Genomic DNA, 16,876 nt, shown 5'->3' with positions numbered 1-16,876 from the left:
TTGAAAACTTGCTTGACGACCCCCTGAAAAACCCGTTTAATGCGCCCCGTTGCCCAGATAGCTCAGTCGGTAGAGCAGGGGATTGAAAATCCCCGTGTCGGCGGTTCGATTCCGTCTCTGGGCACCAAATACCGAAAACCCTGAATCGAAAGATTCAGGGTTTTTTTATGCCTGCAGATTGACCTGGCTCTGACTTCCCCGTCGCCTAGTCGATACCTCACCATCAAGCGTCGTCCCGAGCGTGACGAATCAAGCTTCCTGACGATGAAGCTCGCCAATCACCATCCGACGCTTCTCACCCTCGGCAACCTTCGCAAGCTCAATGACTTTGGAAATGGGTTTTTACATCTTCAGTTAATGTGTCAGCCCATATTTCCTGCGAAACATTCTGATTCTTCTATTGAATATTTTCTTTCAATTTTGATGGTAGGCTTTCCCGGCCTTCAAAGAGCTTTTTATCAGCGGACAACCTACCGCACACTGCGGCTCATTGAAACTTTCTACAACCAACTTAACTTCAAGTAAAACTCTACCCTTGAATTAAGCACCAGCTCAACAGAATAGAAAACAGCGCCTACGCAAGTAACAACCGCGACTGAACAGGCATTACATGGAATGTAAGAATTGATAGAACAAATTAATCAAAACACTGCTGCACCCCAGAACTCCCAGGAAGTAAAAACCTTTTACTTTGACCCGCAGCAATCAAGACAACTTCACGCATTCTCTGAAGAGCTGGCCGTCCTTGGCGGGCCGCAAGCAGCCGGCGCCAGGCTCAAAGCAACTCTGGCAGCTTGCGAACTAAAACTTTCAATGTCGAAAGACCAATGCGCGCTCCTTCACGCTTATTCTGATGGTCTTGTCTCCTTGCTGATTTTCGAAGGACTGCAACAGATCAGCGATGCAAGCCCTCCTGATGAACTCCCAAACCTCGCCCTACTGGAAAACAGGCACGACGTGCTCTGCCTGGCCGCACGCAATCAGATCTTGTTAAGGCTCGTCGATAACAGCGCTTTTGCCTACGACATGGATAACGAAGGAAAACTGGTTCGACTGGTCGCCAACTTCAAGGGCGGTGGCCTGTGCAAAATCGGCGATGAGCCGGAGATCAAAGAACTCAGCTCTCACTCCGGCCTCGCCTTGGGACCTCACACTGAAGCTCCCTACTGGTGTGCCATGGACGCGCAGAACGACCATTCACCGTCACCTTCGTCGTTAATACTGTCAGCACTGTGGAACCCAAGCATGGAGTGCACCTCAGTTATCGCGCTGCCACCCGTGCTGAACGAGATCGGTGTCACCACCTGCATGGCACTGACGACAAAAAGTTTTCAGTTCACGCGCAGCGATTCATTCGTCAATGGAAAAGGAGAGGACGGTCACGACGTTTCGATCCTGGAATTCAACGACAAAGTCGGGCTCACAACTCGCTTTAACTCATATCGATTCTCAGCAAATGAAAACACTCCAACACTTGTAAAAAACGCTTATGCCAATTTTTGCCAAAGCATTAATGAAGCCACGCCATACGAATATGTATTGACGCAGAGATCTGCAATTATCATCAACAACGTCCGAGCTCTACATTGTCGCGATATCGTAAAGGACAATCGACGCGTACTGGTTCGAGTATTTGGCCTTTCAAAATTTTCAAACCCTATTGTTATTTCGCAAGACCCGTTGCTACTGCAAGGCTGATATTTATTGCACCTGCGCGACTCACACACCCGTCGCACAGGTAAACGAAACTATTCTAATAAAAGGAAGTGCAATGTCCTGGGATGTAATTGGCATGTTGGCGCTCGTTGCTTTTTGCGCTGGTTTCTTTGATGCGATTGCCGGTGGGGGTGGATTGATTACTTTACCTGCCTTGTTTTTGGCCGGCGTCGATCCCATCAGCGCGATAGCTACAAACAAATTCCAGGCGGCTTCGGCGACCGTTTCGGCAACGGCCACCTTTGCTCGCAAGGGAATGATCGAATGGCGAGAAGGCCGCTATCTCATGCTCTGCGGCTTTATCGGGGGAGCCAGTGGAGCGTTACTTGTCAGCTCTGTCGACAAGCGCTATCTGAAGGTGTGCGTGCCAATCATGCTGATCCTGGTGGCCGTGTACTTTGCCTTCGCTCCAAAACTGGCAAATGAAGATCGGCGTAAAAAAATCGGCATTCTGCTGTTCTCCTTTACGGTGGCGCCAATCCTGGGGTTTTACGACGGTATATTTGGACCAGGGGTCGGTTCTTTCTTCATCGTCGGGTTCGTCCTTCTCTGCGGCTTGGGCATGATGCGAGCAATGAGTTTTACCAAGCTGGCGAATGCCTCCTGCAACCTGGGGTCTTTGGCAGTATTTATCACCAAAGGGGTGATCATCTGGCCGATCGCAATCGCCATGGCCCTGGCGGCCTTTATCGGTGCGCAATTGGGCGCGCGGGCTGCTGTAAGGGTTGGCCCAAAACTCATCAAACCCATGTTGATCATTGTGTGTTGCGCATTGGCCATCAAACTTTTGAGCGTTGAAAACAATCCATTGCGGATTGCATTCATGAACTTGCTAGCGGCTTTGTGATTACGAACAGCGACGCCACGAGCGGGAGGAAAACTCTCCTCCTGCTCCAAGCGCTTTTTTAGTTTTCACCATTCCAATGAAACACCAGATTGCGCGCCGCGCCGCTACCCACATCCGCGGTGTCATGCCGCTCTACCCCATTGCGAGTCGCAACTACGGTGTATTTGCCAGGAGGCAACTGGGCGTATACCAGAGGACCGGCCTGGCTCAGGTTCAAGACCGTCTGCCCCGGCGCTTTCTGTACGACCACACTTACATCGGGCACGTATTCATTGCCCGGGCCGGTAGAAAAAGTCATGTGCAGGTTATAGCCAGTGGTCTGTTGGATGGCTTTCGACTCATCCTCGCCAATGCCACCGGATAGATAGGCGACTCCGTTTTGCTCCTGCCGCTGAACTTGCACACCCGCGTTGTCGATAGGGTCGAGACTGGTGGCTTGCGATAGCGTGGGACACATCAACAGGCCAACCGTGGCGAGGGGCAATATCAATGAATGGAAACGTTTCATGATGACGACTCCCGGGTTCTATAGAACCCAATCGTTACTTAATTTGGATTTCTGACTGAGTCGTCATGTTCTAGATCGATTTGCGCTAGGAGGCGCCATGAATAGGACTAGGTAATGGGTCCTCGCGCCTCGAATTGAGCAAAACCAGCGAAAGATTGTTCATCCGCATAACGAGGACTATCGTTGGCCACTACCCGCCAAGGTCCAACGCCGATGAATTTGCAGGACATGCCCTCGCTGGCCCCGACACAAATCGAGCTACAACTGACAGCTGATGTATCGGGCGAGCCTTTCAAGCAAGCCGCTGCAGACGGCTTCATCCTCGGTGGATTCACTTGGCGACACGCTGTCCAGGACACTTCTCGCCCGGTAGTCATCATCAACGCCGCTACCTCGGTCCGCTGCCGACACTACTCACGCTTCGCCGATTACCTGTTCGCCAACGATTTCGATGTGATCACCTTTGACTACCGCGGCATCGGTGAATCGCGCCCGGCATCACTCAAGACGCTTGAGGCGTCATGGACCGATTGGGGCGCGCTTGATTTCGAGGCCATGCTGCAGCGCGCACAGCGCGAGTTTCCGGGCCAACCTATCGACGTAGTCGGTCACAGTTTTGGCGGCTGCGCAGCGGGACTGGGAGCCTCCGGGGCGCATATTCGGCGCATGGTGACGGTCGGAGCGCAATTCGCTTATTGGCGCGACTATGAGCCCACTCATCGCTGGCGGATGTTCGGCAAATGGCATGTGGTGATGCCGATCATGACGATGCTGTGCGGTTTCTTCCCCGGAAAACGTCTTGGCTGGCTGGAAGATACCCCGGCCGGCGTAGTCCGTGACTGGGCCACACCCACGCGACGCTACGAAAAACGCCCCAGCGGCCGTTTGCTGCACGCGACCACTGGTCGCCTGCCCTTCGCCACCGTCACCGCGAAAATTCTCGCTATCAGCATCAGCGACGATCCTTACGGCACAGTCCCGGCCATCGAGCGCCTGCTCGGCTACTTCTCGGGCAGCACGAACACCCACTTGCGTATCGCCCCCGAAGACATCGACGAAAAAGAAGTCGGACATTTCGCCTTTTTTCGTAGCGCATACCAAGCCACACTATGGCCCATTGCATTGTCCTGGCTGCAACACGGCGAACTGGCTCCCGACACACCCGGCCAGACCGTGCCACGCCCCTGAGCCATTGCCCTTTCAACGAATTACGGAACGACGCCCATGGCCTCCGCCAACAAGCAGCAAAAACGCGCCACCCGCGCCAAGGCCAAGGCCAAGCAGAACCGCACCCAGCGCGCCGCCGCGCCGGTCGAACTTGACCCGAACGACGACCGCATCGACTTCGAATCAGTGGACCTGACCGATCTGTTCAAAGAAATGATCGATGCGCAGAAAATCAGCCAGCAAGCCATGTGCAGGGCTTTTCTTGAACATCCGCTTCTAGCGCTGGTACTGGAGCAGGAAGGTGAAGAGACAGCCACCGATTTCATCATCGGCGCGCTGATCGAGTATCGCCAATGGTCTACCGAAACCGACGAAGCCGGCGCCCTGGCGTGGATTGAATCCCCGGCCTTCCAGGCTGACTACGTGGCCGCATCCGAATCCATCGCCGCCGAAAACCAACAGAAATCGAACTGAGTTCCCATGGCCTCCCTGAACAAGCAACAGAAACGCGCCAAGCGTGCAAAAGCCAAAGCCAAGCAAATCAATATCCACGGCAGAAAGCCTGCCGCACAGGATGATGACCTGGGCCACCTGGCCGAACCGATCCCGGAATACACCCTGGCGATGTTCAGCAAAATGCGCGACGCCGAGGCCACCAGCCGCAGCGAAATGCTCTCGATCCTGTTGAACGATCTCTCCGGGATCATCAACGATCATGCTGAACTGCTGGACATGGAAAACGCCGACAACGAAGCCATGGCCGCCACCCACCTGGCCGCCGACATGCTGATCGACTACCGCATGTGGGCCGACGGCATGGACCGCGACGCCGCCCAGGCCTGGCTGAGCGAGCCGCAGTTCATTAACGACTTTGGCGATGCGCTGGATACTTACCGACAGTCGCTGGAAGCGCAGGAAGAAAAAGGCGAATAAACCGCCGGTACTGCAAACAAAAACGGCCGCTTGTCATCACTGACAGCGGCCGTTTTTTTGCTTCGAATGGTTGTTACGCTTCGTCGGAGGCCATGTATATCCCATTGACATATCCCTTGTGAAACCTATCCTTTGAGCACATCACCCCAGCCAAATGCGCAGGAGGTTCAAATGGAACAAACAACTCTCTTCATGAGCAATCGAAGCCAAGCGGTTCGCCTGCCCAAGGCCGTAGCAATGCCCAGCGACGTAAAACGTGTCGACGTCGTCGCCGTAGGTAGAGCCCGCATCATCACCCCTGCTGGTGAAACTTGGGACAGCTGGTTCGATGGCGACGATGTCACTGCAGACTTCATGACCGATCGCGAACAGCCCGCTGACCAGGAGCGTGAGTCGTTCTGATGATCAAATACATGCTCGATACAAACATCTGCATATTTACCATCAAGAACAAACCGCAGGTCGTGCGTGATGCCTTCAATCGCCATCACGGTCAACTTTGCATCAGTGCGGTAACCCTGATGGAGTTGATTTACGGAGCGGAAAAATCCGCAGCTCCTGAAAAAAACCTGGCTGTCGTCGAGGGGTTCGCAGCCCGCCTTGAGATCTTGCCTTTCGACAATGACGCAGCCGCGCACACCGGGATGATTCGATCCGAACTGGCAAAGAACGGGACCCCTATTGGCCCCTACGATTACATGATCGCTGGCCATGCACGCTCGCGAGGATTCATCGTAGTAACGAATAACTTGCGAGAGTTTCAGCGAGTACCAGGCTTACGCGTAGAAGACTGGGTCGACGCCCGCTAAATCGAATCGCCACCGCAAACAAAAACGGCCGCTAGTCATCACTGACAGCGGCCGTTTTTTTACACCTGCAACATCTAGCTCAAGCCAAACACTCAGCGCGCAACAACAGCACCCAGCTGTTCGTTACGACGACGGCGAGCAACCAGCAAACCAGCTGCTACCACCAGGACACTGAGCAGGCCGGTCGCGAGGATTTCCACGCGGTGGGCGTCCTGGAACAGCATGATGGTCAGGGCCGCGACGATGAAGATGATCACCGCGTAGGTCAGGCCCGGGAACAGCCACATGCTGAAGACGATTTTCTCACCACGCGCCATACGTTGTTTGCGCATGCGCAGTTGCGAGATCGCGATCACCAGGTACACCAGCAGCGCGATGGCGCCGGAGCTGGCCAACAGGAACTCGAACACCGCAGCCGGGGCTACGTAGTTGGCGAAGGTTGCCAGGAACGCTGCACCAGTGGACATCATTACTGCCCAGTAAGGCGTGCCGCTCTTGTTGGTGCGGGTGGCCATGGCCGGTGCATCACCGCGCTTGCCCAGGGAGAACAACATACGCGACGAGGTGTAGAGCGCCGAGTTCAGGCAGCTGGTCACGGCAACCAATACGACGATGTCGACAATCATCTTGGCGTTCGGGATGCCCATGCGCTCAAGAACGGTCTGGTAGGAGCCGAGGCTGGCCAGGACAGGGTCGTTCCATGGCACCAGCGCCACAACGATGAAGATCGATACGAGGTAGAACAAACCAATGCGCCAGATCACCGAATTGGTGGCCTTGGAGATCTGCTTGCCAGGGTTTTTCGATTCCGCGGCCGCGATGGTCACGATCTCGGTACCCATGAAGGAGAACATGGTGGTCAAGATGGCACCCAGCACTGCGCCCATGCCGTTTGGCAGGAAGCCCTGAGTGTCGAAAAGGTGCGAAACGCCGCTGACCTGGCTGTTCGGCAGGAAGCCGAAGATCGCCAGAACGCCCAGAATAATGAAGCCGATGATCGCCACGACCTTGAGCAGCGCGAACCAGAACTCGAACTCACCGTAGTTCTTCACGCTGAACAGGTTGGTTACGGTCAACAGCATGGTGATGACCAGGGCGAAGGCCCAGATGTCCACACCCGGGAACCACGCATGCAGGATGGTGGCGGCGGCGTTGGCTTCCAACGGGATGACCAGAACCCAGAACCACCAGTACAACCAGCCGATAGTGAAGCCGGCCCAGTGACCGATCGCGCGATCGGCGTAAGTCGAGAAAGATCCAGTGTCCGGCGAGGCAACAGCCATTTCACCGAGCATGCGCATCACCAACACCACCAGCATACCGGCGGCAGCGTAGGCCAACAGCACAGCCGGGCCTGCAGCAGCGATAGCGTGGCCGGAACCTACGAACAGACCGGCACCGATAACACCGGCAATCGACAGCATTGTTACGTGACGCGGTTTAAGCCCCTGTTCGAGGCCGTTAGAGCTTTGGGTACTGCTCATTGAAACTACCTTTGTAAGGAAAAGCGAATGCATCATCCCGTCCGGGCGTTCTCTTCTGTAAAAAGAAACCAACGGGGCGTTCCGTAATCTGCACGCAATAATTGCGCCAAAATGTTTCAAAAGCCTCTAACCCGGCGATTCCGTCGAGACTCGACACTGATCGCAAGTCATTGAAAGTAATGGCACTTTGCCAAAACGTTACCCCGCGACCCACTTTATGGACGGAACAGCGCACCGGAAACACACCCTCAAAGTCGCTTGACGCACAATAAAAGTGCTGAACGGCGGTGCCTGGTCCTTTAGCGCTTCCAACACCCCGCCAAAGCTGGCAACATCGCGCCCTTTTTGCGACAGCCGACCCGCTTTCTAACTGGAAGCACGCTTCAAACGGCTGTTCGGTTGTTGGTGGGGCGACAGTCTGCTGTACCGATGCGACAACCTGCCCAATGCCACCCGCTTACCGCCCGTAGCGCTGTTGGCTGCCATCGAAACGCTATGCTAGGTTGGCCGCCTCGTCAGGAAGGCCACCAACAGCAGGAGCGCAACATATATGAGGAACGCACATGGCTGAGGCCACGCCCGCGCTTGAAATCCGCAACTTGCATAAACGCTACGGTTCGCTGGAGGTGCTCAAAGGCATCTCGCTGACCGCCCGCGACGGCGATGTGATCTCGATCCTGGGCTCCTCCGGTTCTGGCAAGTCCACGTTCCTGCGTTGCATCAACCTTTTGGAGAACCCGCATCAGGGCCAGATCCTGGTGGCTGGTGAAGAACTCAAGCTCAAGGCCGCGAAGAACGGTGAACTGGTCGCTGCCGACGGCAAGCAGATCAATCGCCTGCGCAGCGAGATTGGTTTTGTGTTTCAAAACTTTAATCTGTGGCCGCACATGAGCGTGCTCGACAACATCATCGAAGCCCCGCGCCGCGTGCTCGGCCAGAGCAAGGCCGAGGCCATCGAAGTCGCCGAAGCCTTGCTGGCCAAGGTCGGCATCGCCGACAAGCGCCACGCCTACCCTGCGCAATTGTCTGGTGGCCAGCAACAACGCGCGGCCATCGCCCGCACCCTGGCCATGCAGCCCAAGGTTATCCTGTTCGACGAGCCGACTTCCGCCCTTGACCCGGAAATGGTCCAGGAAGTACTTAATGTCATCCGCGCACTGGCCGAAGAAGGCCGCACCATGTTGCTCGTGACCCACGAAATGGGCTTCGCCCGTCAGGTCTCCAGCGAAGTGGTGTTCCTCCACCAGGGCCTGGTAGAAGAGCAAGGATCGCCACAGCAGGTGTTTGAAAACCCGCTTTCGGCGCGCTGCAAACAATTCATGTCCAGCAACCGCTAACGGAGCTACCCGCATGCAGAATTTCAAAAAGGTCTTCCTGGCCGCCGCCGTCACCCTGGCGTTCAGCGCCGGTGCCATGGCAGAAACCTTGAAGATGGGCATCGAAGCGGCCTACCCGCCGTTCAACAACAAAGATGCCAGCGGTAACGTTGTCGGCTTCGACAGGGAAATCGGCGACGCCCTGTGCGCCAAGATGAAAGTCGAGTGCACCGTCGTGACTTCCGACTGGGACGGCATCATTCCAGCCCTGAACGCCAAGAAATTCGACTTCCTGATCTCCTCGATGTCGATCACCGACGAGCGCAAGCAGGCGGTGGACTTCACCGACCCGTACTACTCAAACAAGCTGCAGTTCATTGCCAAGAAAGACGTCGACTTCAAAACCGACGAGGCTTCTCTGAAGGGCAAAGTGGTCGGCGCACAACGTGCGACTCTCGCCGGCACCTGGATGGAAGACCACATGCCTGGCGTTGAAACCAAACTCTACGATACCCAGGAAAACGCCTACCTCGACCTGACTGCCGGACGTGTAGATGCCATCCTCGCCGACAAATACGTCAACTACGAGTGGCTCAAAAGCGACGCCGGCAAATCCTACGAGTTCAAAGGTGACCCGGTGGAAGAAAGCGACAAGATCGGTATCGCCGTGCGTAAAAACGATCCAATCCGCGAGAAGCTGAACGTCGCGCTGAAAGAGATCGTCGCCGACGGCACCTACAAGAAGATCAACGACAAGTACTTCCCGTTCAGCATCTATTGATACTGACATGCCGGACCGACGCTGCCCTACGGCGGCGCCGGTCCCCGGCCTTGCCTGCCGCGATTTGAAAAGAAATCCATGATTATCGACCTCTACGGATTCGGCCCGGCGCTTGCCGCTGGCGCGCTGATGACTGTGAAACTGGCACTCTCGGCCTTGTGCCTGGGGCTGGTGCTGGGCCTGCTCGGCGCCTTGGCCAAGACTTCCCCGTACAAGCCGCTGCAATGGCTTGGGGGCAGTTATTCGACCCTGGTTCGCGGGATTCCGGAATTGCTCTGGGTCCTGTTGATCTACTTCGGTACGGTCAACCTGATGCGCGCCCTGGGCGAGTTCTTCGGCAATCCCGATCTTGAACTCAATGCCTTCGCCGCCGGCGTGATTGCCCTGGGCCTGTGCTTCGGCGCCTACGCCACGGAAGTGTTTCGCGGCGCGATCCTCGCCATTCCCAAAGGCCATCGTGAGGCCGGCGTGGCCCTGGGCCTGTCGAAATGGCGCATCTTCACCAAATTGATCATGCCGCAAATGTGGCGCATTGCCCTGCCCGGCCTGGGCAACCTGTTCATGATCCTGATGAAAGACACCGCCCTGGTATCGGTGATCGGCCTGGAAGAAATCATGCGTCACGCGCAAATCGGCGTGACCGTCTCCAAACAGCCATTCACCTTCTATATGGTCGCTGCGTTCATGTACCTGGGCCTGACGGTGCTGGCGATGACCGGCATGCACTTCCTGGAAAAACGCGCCGCTCGCGGCTTCGCGAGGAGCGCCCAATGAACTGGGAAGTCATCATCAAGTGGCTGCCGAAACTGGCTCAGGGCGCGACCCTGACCCTGGAACTGGTGGCCATCGCCGTCATCGCTGGTTTGCTATTGGCGATTCCGCTGGGCATCGCTCGCTCGTCACGCCTGTGGTGGGTACGGGCATTTCCCTACGGCTATATCTTCTTTTTCCGTGGCACACCGCTGCTGGTTCAACTGTTTCTCGTCTACTACGGCCTGGCCCAGTTCGACGCCATCCGTAGCAGCTCGATGTGGCCTTATCTACGCGATCCGTTCTGGTGCGCGACAGTCACCATGACCCTGCACACCGCCGCCTACATTGCCGAGATCCTGCGTGGCGCCATTCAGGCGATTCCACCGGGCGAAATCGAAGCAGCGCGAGCGCTGGGCATGTCCAAGCCCAAGGCACTATTCTACATCATGCTGCCACGTGCCGCGCGCATCGGCCTGCCGGCCTATAGCAACGAAGTGATCCTGATGCTCAAGGCCAGCGCCCTGGCCAGCACCGTGACCCTGCTGGAATTGACCGGCATGGCCCGCACCATCATTGCCCGGACCTACTTGCCGGTGGAGATCTTCTTCGCCGCAGGCATGTTCTACCTGCTGATGGCTTTTGTGCTGGTGCGCGGCTTCAAGCTGCTGGAGCGCTGGCTGCGCGTCGATGCCTGCCAAGGGCGTTGATTCCGTGTTGACGGGCGAGGCCCTACTCGCCCGTTTCACGGCGCTGGATGCTTTTCTGACAGAGCATCAGGCGCTATGGAAGCCACGACCGTTCACCCATCTGCAGCTTCCTTGGGAAACCTCCTACCCCGAACTGGCCGTATGGCTACGCGGGCGTTCTTTGGAGGACGCGGAAAACGCTCACAACCATCCCGCTCTTCTGAACGCACCAGAACCCTTCGCTTCATTGGCGGCGATCTCCCTTGCCCTGAGTGCGGTCGATGAATTACCCGCGCATGCCCTCAACGCAGCGAATCATCGACTGGAAGTCGATGTACCGGGACGCAAATGGCAGCAGATCGAAGCTTTCGCCAGTCGGCTACAGTTTGCCGAGCCACCAAGGCACTGGCTGGACTGGTGTTCAGGCAAAGGGCACCTGGGCCGCCGGTTAATGCAAAGCGGCCAACAACTGACTTGCCTGGAATACGATCCGGCGCTGGTTGCCAGCGGCCAGGCCCTCAGCCAGCGTCATCAATTGCATGCTCTGCATATTGAACAGGATGTGCTCGCGGCCAACGCAGCCGCGCTACTGGAGGCTGAACATACGCCAGTCGCACTGCACGCTTGTGGCGATCTGCACGTACGACTGATTCGGCTCGCCAGTGCGGCAGGCTGCAAGCAACTTGCCGTTGCCCCTTGCTGCTACAACCGGATCAGTCTTGGCCAATACGCGCCAATATCCTCTACAGCCCAAGGAACTGAACTGCAGCTATCGCTCGACGATCTCTCGCTGCCAATGAGCGAAACCGTTACCGCTGGCGCGCGCGTGCGACGTCAACGCGACACCTCCATGGCCCGGCGCCTGGGGTTCGATTTGTTACAGCGAGAGTTGCGCGGCGTTAACGAATACCTGCCAACCCCGTCCCTTCCCAGCGCCTGGCTGGACAAATCCTTCGCCGATTACTGCCATCATTTAGCTCAACTCAAAGAGTTATCCACAATCGGTCCGCAAGACTGGGTGGCACGTGAAGCCGCTGGTTGGCAGCGACTGGCACAAGTGCGCAATCTGGAGCTGCTGCGCGGACTTTTCCGACGCCCGTTGGAGCTTTGGTTGGTCCTTGATCGGGCACTTTTCCTCACGGAGCAGGGATATGAAGTGCGCCTGGGAACATTCTGCGAAAGCCCCCTCACACCGCGTAATTTCTTGCTTCTCGCTGAACGTAACTAAGGCTCACCGACCTGTGGATAACTCTGTTGATGGAATTATCGTGGATCCAATATTTACAGCTGTTTCAGAGGTGAAACGGAACTGTCCAGTTTTCGTACAGTCGCAGAAAAAACCAGAAAAACAGTGATTTGCGAGAAGATGAGAACGGCTCCACAAAATCTTCCCTAATTGGCTCCATCTCAAATTCCGTTGTGCATAAGCACTCGATGAAAGAGACATAACCGCCAAAATAGAAGCAGGGTAAGCAGATATGCGTACTCTCGACTGTTCATCAAAGACATCCCGCCGGGGACGACGTTTTACAGCGCTCGATGAGGTTCAGCGAGCGCCAAAAATCCTCAATCAAGGCGAACGCAAAAATAGTCTGAATTCAGGGGTTTACAGAACCTTCCCAATCGCTATAATCGTCGCCCTGACACGCCGGTATAGCTCAGATGGTAGAGCAACTGACTTGTAATCAGTAGGTCCCGGGTTCGATTCCTGGTGCCGGCACCATACAAGGTTCCAGAGAAGGCTTTCAAAATCTCTGGAACCCCCGAAAAACCCGCCTTCTGGCGGGTTTTTTCGTTTTGGCGTTCCGTCAGATTCCGTCAAAATCTGTTGGATTCCGACCGTTTTAGGGATAGATATAGGGGTAAGGTCATTCGATAAAGGGAGGAGTACCCTTATGTCGCGCACCACTGCACCACTCTCCGATTCGGCTTGCCGCGCAGCCAAGCCCACCGACCGCGCCTACAAGCTTTTCGACGGCGACGGCCTCTACCTCCTCGTCCAACCCAATGGCCGTAAAGGCTGGCGTCTCAGGTATGTAAAACCTGATGGACGCGAAGGACTGACTTCATTCGGCAACTACCCCGTGGTTGGTCTCGCCGATGCGCGCCACAAGCGCCTGGAGCTCAAGCGGATGTTGGCGGAAGGCGTCGACCCCATAGAGTCCAAACACCAAGCCAAGACGCAGGCCGCAATCCAAGGCCGAACCTTTGAAAGCGCGGCCCTGGACTGGCACAAAGCGATGTCTGCCAAATGGGCACCGGGCCATGCCAAGACGGTTCTGAGCCGCCTCAAAACCCATGTCTTTCCACTGATCGGCGCTCGCTCTATTGTCGACTTGGACACCCATGACCTGATGCAACCTCTGGAAGCCATCCAGGAGCGCGGCACAATTGACGTAGCTTTAAGGGTACAAAACTACCTGCAAAGCATCATGCGCGAGGCGAAGCGTGCTCGACAGATCGCGGCAAACCCTGCCTCCGACCTTGAAGGTTTGATCAAAGCCCCGAGGGTTGTTCACCGCCCAGCGTTACCCTTATCGCGTCTGCCTGAATTGCAGGAGCGCATTGAGGGTTATAACGGCCGCGTACTTACCAGGCTGACGGCCATGCTCTCGCTGCATGTGTTTGTCCGCTCCAGTGAACTGCGCTTTGCCCGTTGGAATGAATTTGACCTCAAGCGCGGCACCTGGGAGATTCCCGACACCCGTCCCGCGTTGGACGGCGTCCCCTTTTCCACAAGGGGTACAAAAATGGCCGGGGATATCCATCTTGTACCCTTATCGCCGCAAGCCGTGGCCCTGCTTGAACAGATCCACGTCCTCACCGGTAAATTCGACCTGGTGTTTGCAGGCGATACCAAGCCCTGGAAACCCATGTCTGAAAACACGGTGAACAGCGCGCTTCGAAAGATGGGCTACGACACCAAAACCGAAATCTGCGGCCATGGCTTTCGTTCGATGGCCTGCAGCGCACTGATCGAATCAGGATTGTGGTCGGAGACAGCCATTGAACGGCAGATGAGCCACAAGGAACGCAACAACGTCCGCGCCGCTTACATCCACAAGGCCGAGTTCATCGAGGAGCGCAGGCTGATCATGAACTGGTGGAGCCGGTACCTGGAGGCCAATCGGCAGGAGCATGTCACTCCGCACGAATTTGCCAATCAGACCGGGGCGAACGTCACGCGACTCAAGGCGAAAAGCCGCTTGAGGGAGTAGGCCGTTAGCCTACTCCTCGTCCTGCCCACCCATGTGCGCTTTGTACGCCTGCTTTTCATGAGTCTGTCCCAAGCATCGATCATCGGCGCGTCAATATGATTGCTCAACAAGCAGTCATCATCGTTTCGCTGCATATCCAGTTCGACGTTATGTTCGGAGCTAACCCCGTTATGTTCGGAGCTGCTGGCGTAATGTTCGGAGCTCTGCAGCGGACCTACGAACACTTGCTCCCGCGTAGGCAGGTCACACGGCCAAAAGCCAATCGCCAATCGCGGCGCAGCAAAGTAAGCGTACGTTCTCGAAATCTCGATGATCCGCTTGTCCACGCGGGTCCATCCAAACAGGGCTGCAAAGCCGCCCTGCTTGGATGGACCTCACTTAAAAAATCTAAAACCCATGCAACTGTCTGTGGAAAACCACAGATTTCCACCGGTGGATAATTTCATCCACAGCCGCAGAACTCCCGAAAATTAGAGTCTTGACCCGAATTATCCACAGGCGTAGATAAGATCGGGCAAAGCGCTGTCATTGACAGCAACCCAGGTAGCCAGAACCTTTAAGGCTACGCCACACCGTGGTGGTTCTCCCAAAGTGCGATTAGCGTCCGGCGGCTCGCACGGTCACAGCGATGTGATGGATGCCTACTTTTACCAGTGTGCCCACTGCGGCAGCTCATTCCCTTTCATAGCTGCCCTGCAGCAACCTATCCGCTTAGCCATTTCATTGCGCCAACCTGCGCCCGTCTCTTTCTCCCAGAAAGAGACGGGCGCTCCTGACACTGCTGCAGCCCTGATCGCACATGGCTTTGCGGCAATCCCCCTCGTGACAATCGGCGTGACAAACGCCGATGTCACCAGCAACAGCGCTGTAGATGATGGTGCCGCAGACCAGGGAATGGACTGCACCTGACTGACAGTCAGGCATGCACCGGTCATCGCATTGCTGCTTGCACCTGGCTCAGGATCTCGCGGCACTGGTCTCGTCAGCCAATGCACCCTCCACCCGCCCACCGGTAACGGTACTCAGGAGGCCAGATCATGAGATGCCCTCGCTCCCGGATGTAAGGAGCCGCCAGTCCCGCGTTAGAGGACGTCCCCACAGGTCGCAGGGGCCTTGATCCCTGATAACACTCAGCATTCTTGGCGGGATGACGTGGGGTGAGGACTGAAGAGCAAGAGATGAGGTGACCGACATGGCATTGGTGGGTAGACGCGATGGTCGTAATTTCGGCTACGGCAGGCAATTGAGTTACGCAGGACCTCAGGCACTGAAAGACATGTTCGGCGGTGGCCACTACGGCACGGTCAGGGCGCACAGTGATCGCTGGTTGGCATTCGTGAGGTGGTGCCGCTCCGAACAGGGGCCCGGCATCAATGATGCGCGGCAGATTGATCGCAAAGTGTTGGCCGACTATGCGGCGTATCTGCGTGACGTGGTTAGGCGCGGTGACCTCGCCGTCAGCACCGCACAAAACCGGCTATCCAGCGTTAACAGGACCATGGCGGCGCTTCGCGGTGATCAGTATGTGAAATTGTCCAGCCCGAGCAAGGCGTTGGGTATGCAGCGCACTGGGGTTCGACACTCGGTGCCTCAGGGCCAAGACCGCGAACAGGTTAAGCAGATTGTCGATGTGCTTTGCAGCCATCATCAGCTGCGGGCCGCCGCGATCGTTCTGTTGGCGCGAGCCACCGGCATGCGCTTGCGTGAGGCCATCTTGGCTGACCTGCCACGGCTGAGCCGTGAGGCTGAAGACTTAGGCAGGATCAACATTCAGGACGGCACCAAAGGCGGCCGGGCCGGAGCCTCGGCGTCCCGCTGGATTTCGGTCGATGATCAAGTTCGAGGTGCACTTGGGGTTGCATGGCAGGTGTCGCCTGCCGGTAGCCGCAACATGATTGCGCCACACGAAAGCTACCTGAGTCTTCTACAAGAGATCATCCGCCCTGCGCGCGACATCCTGCATGCACACAACCTCAAAGGCTTCCATGAGCTACGAGCGGCCTATGCATGTGAGCGCTATGAGCAAATTACTCAACACCACGCGCCCATCAACGGCGGCCATTGTTGCCAGGTAGATAGGAACCTTGATCGTGAGGCCCGGAGGCAAATCAGCTATGAGCTGGGGCACGGTCGGATCGACGTGGTCGCTGCCTACATTGGCGGACGGGCATGAGTAAGCCATTCGATATGGAGCTATTCATGTCAGGGGTACTTACCGGGTCTCATTCCACACGCGTACGTCATATACGCCAAGCAAAGGCCATCCAAGCAGCCATCTCTGATCGCTGGCACCGGGAAAACCCATGGACTTGGCAACAAAAGCATCTCGAGTGGTTTCTAAATCACCATGTGAGCGTGCTCACTGAATCAACACGCTATTACTATCTACTCACAAGCCGCTTAATCACTCTCCGCTTAGGAAAACCTTGGAAGTTTAATGCTCCAAGGCGAGTACATATCTAGGAGTGGTTCAATACGCGCTTTCTTTGCGTACGGCGATACGCTGCTAACGCTCCTGGAGAAGATATATTCACCTTGCGCGAAGCCTCTGCCGCGGATATTGTAGTAGCAATTTAATATCGCAGACCTGCATTAGATATTGTCAATGCAGCTAGCGGATTCGGTATCGATGTAGCTGCTTAGTGCCCCTAGAGTCTT

19 protein-coding genes and 2 tRNA genes are annotated in these 16,876 nt (G+C 56.2%); 19 read left to right on the top strand and 2 right to left on the bottom strand.

Annotation, left to right across the window (positions count from 1 at the left end; genetic code table 11):
• Positions 1–51: 51 nt before the first annotated feature.
• From ACRESJ_RS10110 to ACRESJ_RS10095, 4 genes are all read left to right on the top strand, one after another.
• Positions 52–127: transfer RNA gene (locus tag ACRESJ_RS10110), tRNA-Phe, on the top strand.
• Positions 128–264: 137 nt separating this feature from the next.
• Positions 265–525: a hypothetical protein gene (locus tag ACRESJ_RS10105; protein WP_431757790.1), complete on the top strand. Its 261-nt coding sequence runs from the start codon at positions 265–267 to the stop codon at positions 523–525.
• Positions 526–624: 99 nt separating this feature from the next.
• Complete coding sequence (locus ACRESJ_RS10100; protein ID WP_431757789.1) at positions 625–1,698, top strand: hypothetical protein; 1,074 nt, start codon at positions 625–627, stop codon at positions 1,696–1,698.
• A gap of 73 nt (positions 1,699–1,771) precedes the next feature.
• Positions 1,772–2,563: a TSUP family transporter gene (locus tag ACRESJ_RS10095; RefSeq protein WP_431757788.1), complete on the top strand. Its 792-nt coding sequence runs from the start codon at positions 1,772–1,774 to the stop codon at positions 2,561–2,563.
• Between the two features lie 58 nt (positions 2,564–2,621).
• Here the strand turns inward: ACRESJ_RS10095 and ACRESJ_RS10090 are convergent, their stop codons facing one another.
• The gene (locus ACRESJ_RS10090; protein ID WP_431757787.1) at positions 2,622–3,071 is read right to left on the bottom strand and encodes a carboxypeptidase regulatory-like domain-containing protein; all 450 of its coding nucleotides are present in this window, start codon (positions 3,069–3,071) and stop codon (positions 2,622–2,624) included.
• Between the two features lie 213 nt (positions 3,072–3,284).
• Between ACRESJ_RS10090 and ACRESJ_RS10085 the strand changes: the two genes are divergently transcribed.
• From ACRESJ_RS10085 to vapC, 5 genes are all read left to right on the top strand, one after another.
• Positions 3,285–4,259: an alpha/beta hydrolase family protein gene (locus ACRESJ_RS10085; RefSeq protein WP_431757792.1), complete on the top strand. Its 975-nt coding sequence runs from the start codon at positions 3,285–3,287 to the stop codon at positions 4,257–4,259.
• Positions 4,260–4,295: 36 nt separating this feature from the next.
• Positions 4,296–4,712 (top strand): hypothetical protein, encoded by a 417-nt coding sequence (locus ACRESJ_RS10080; RefSeq protein WP_431757786.1) that lies wholly within the window; start codon positions 4,296–4,298, stop codon positions 4,710–4,712.
• Positions 4,713–4,718: 6 nt separating this feature from the next.
• Positions 4,719–5,171 (top strand): hypothetical protein, encoded by a 453-nt coding sequence (locus tag ACRESJ_RS10075; protein WP_431757785.1) that lies wholly within the window; start codon positions 4,719–4,721, stop codon positions 5,169–5,171.
• A 171-nt stretch (positions 5,172–5,342) separates the two neighbouring features.
• Positions 5,343–5,573: a type II toxin-antitoxin system VapB family antitoxin gene (vapB, locus tag ACRESJ_RS10070; RefSeq protein ID WP_431757784.1), complete on the top strand. Its 231-nt coding sequence runs from the start codon at positions 5,343–5,345 to the stop codon at positions 5,571–5,573.
• Positions 5,573–5,980 (top strand): type II toxin-antitoxin system tRNA(fMet)-specific endonuclease VapC, encoded by a 408-nt coding sequence (vapC, locus tag ACRESJ_RS10065; protein ID WP_431757783.1) that lies wholly within the window; start codon positions 5,573–5,575, stop codon positions 5,978–5,980. The genes vapB and vapC overlap by 1 nt, the downstream gene beginning before the upstream one ends.
• A 92-nt stretch (positions 5,981–6,072) precedes the next feature.
• On the opposite strand, the gene gabP is transcribed toward vapC, so the two are convergent.
• The gene (gene gabP, locus ACRESJ_RS10060) at positions 6,073–7,464 is read right to left on the bottom strand and encodes a GABA permease (RefSeq protein ID WP_431757782.1); all 1,392 of its coding nucleotides are present in this window, start codon (positions 7,462–7,464) and stop codon (positions 6,073–6,075) included.
• A gap of 563 nt (positions 7,465–8,027) precedes the next feature.
• On the opposite strand from gabP, the gene ACRESJ_RS10055 reads away from it, so the two are divergent.
• The 10 genes from ACRESJ_RS10055 (at position 8,028) to ACRESJ_RS10010 (ending at position 16,681) form a co-directional block, all read left to right on the top strand.
• A complete protein-coding gene (locus ACRESJ_RS10055) occupies positions 8,028–8,801 on the top strand; it encodes an ABC transporter ATP-binding protein (protein ID WP_007972784.1) in 774 nt (257 codons plus the stop codon).
• Between the two features lie 13 nt (positions 8,802–8,814).
• Positions 8,815–9,561, top strand: coding sequence for an ABC transporter substrate-binding protein (locus ACRESJ_RS10050; RefSeq protein WP_431757781.1), 747 nt, complete (start codon positions 8,815–8,817; stop codon positions 9,559–9,561).
• 78 nt (positions 9,562–9,639) lie between these two features.
• Positions 9,640–10,335, top strand: a complete 696-nt coding sequence (locus ACRESJ_RS10045) for an ABC transporter permease (protein ID WP_431757780.1) — start codon at positions 9,640–9,642, stop codon at positions 10,333–10,335.
• Positions 10,332–11,021 carry an ABC transporter permease gene (locus ACRESJ_RS10040; RefSeq protein ID WP_431757779.1) on the top strand — a complete coding sequence of 230 codons (690 nt, stop codon included), beginning with the start codon at positions 10,332–10,334 and terminating at the stop codon, positions 11,019–11,021. The genes ACRESJ_RS10045 and ACRESJ_RS10040 overlap by 4 nt, the downstream gene beginning before the upstream one ends.
• Complete coding sequence (locus ACRESJ_RS10035) at positions 11,002–12,228, top strand: methyltransferase (RefSeq protein ID WP_431757778.1); 1,227 nt, start codon at positions 11,002–11,004, stop codon at positions 12,226–12,228. Before ACRESJ_RS10040 ends, ACRESJ_RS10035 begins: the two co-directional genes overlap by 20 nt.
• 419 nt (positions 12,229–12,647) lie before the next feature.
• A tRNA-Thr gene (locus ACRESJ_RS10030) sits at positions 12,648–12,723 on the top strand.
• 172 nt (positions 12,724–12,895) lie between these two features.
• The gene (locus ACRESJ_RS10025) at positions 12,896–14,218 is read left to right on the top strand and encodes a tyrosine-type recombinase/integrase (protein WP_431757777.1); all 1,323 of its coding nucleotides are present in this window, start codon (positions 12,896–12,898) and stop codon (positions 14,216–14,218) included.
• 95 nt (positions 14,219–14,313) lie between these two features.
• Positions 14,314–14,658 (top strand): hypothetical protein, encoded by a 345-nt coding sequence (locus tag ACRESJ_RS10020; RefSeq protein ID WP_431757776.1) that lies wholly within the window; start codon positions 14,314–14,316, stop codon positions 14,656–14,658.
• A gap of 752 nt (positions 14,659–15,410) precedes the next feature.
• The gene (locus ACRESJ_RS10015) at positions 15,411–16,391 is read left to right on the top strand and encodes an integrase domain-containing protein (RefSeq protein ID WP_431757791.1); all 981 of its coding nucleotides are present in this window, start codon (positions 15,411–15,413) and stop codon (positions 16,389–16,391) included.
• Positions 16,388–16,681 (top strand): hypothetical protein, encoded by a 294-nt coding sequence (locus ACRESJ_RS10010; protein WP_431757775.1) that lies wholly within the window; start codon positions 16,388–16,390, stop codon positions 16,679–16,681. Before ACRESJ_RS10015 ends, ACRESJ_RS10010 begins: the two co-directional genes overlap by 4 nt.
• The last annotated feature ends 195 nt before the right edge of the window (positions 16,682–16,876 follow it).

This window comes from Pseudomonas sp., assembly GCF_050739655.1.
Taxonomy (GTDB): Bacteria; Pseudomonadota; Gammaproteobacteria; order Pseudomonadales; family Pseudomonadaceae; genus Aquipseudomonas.
Note: the sequence above shows the minus strand (reverse complement) of the source record. Positions and strands in the feature narration are given on the sequence as shown.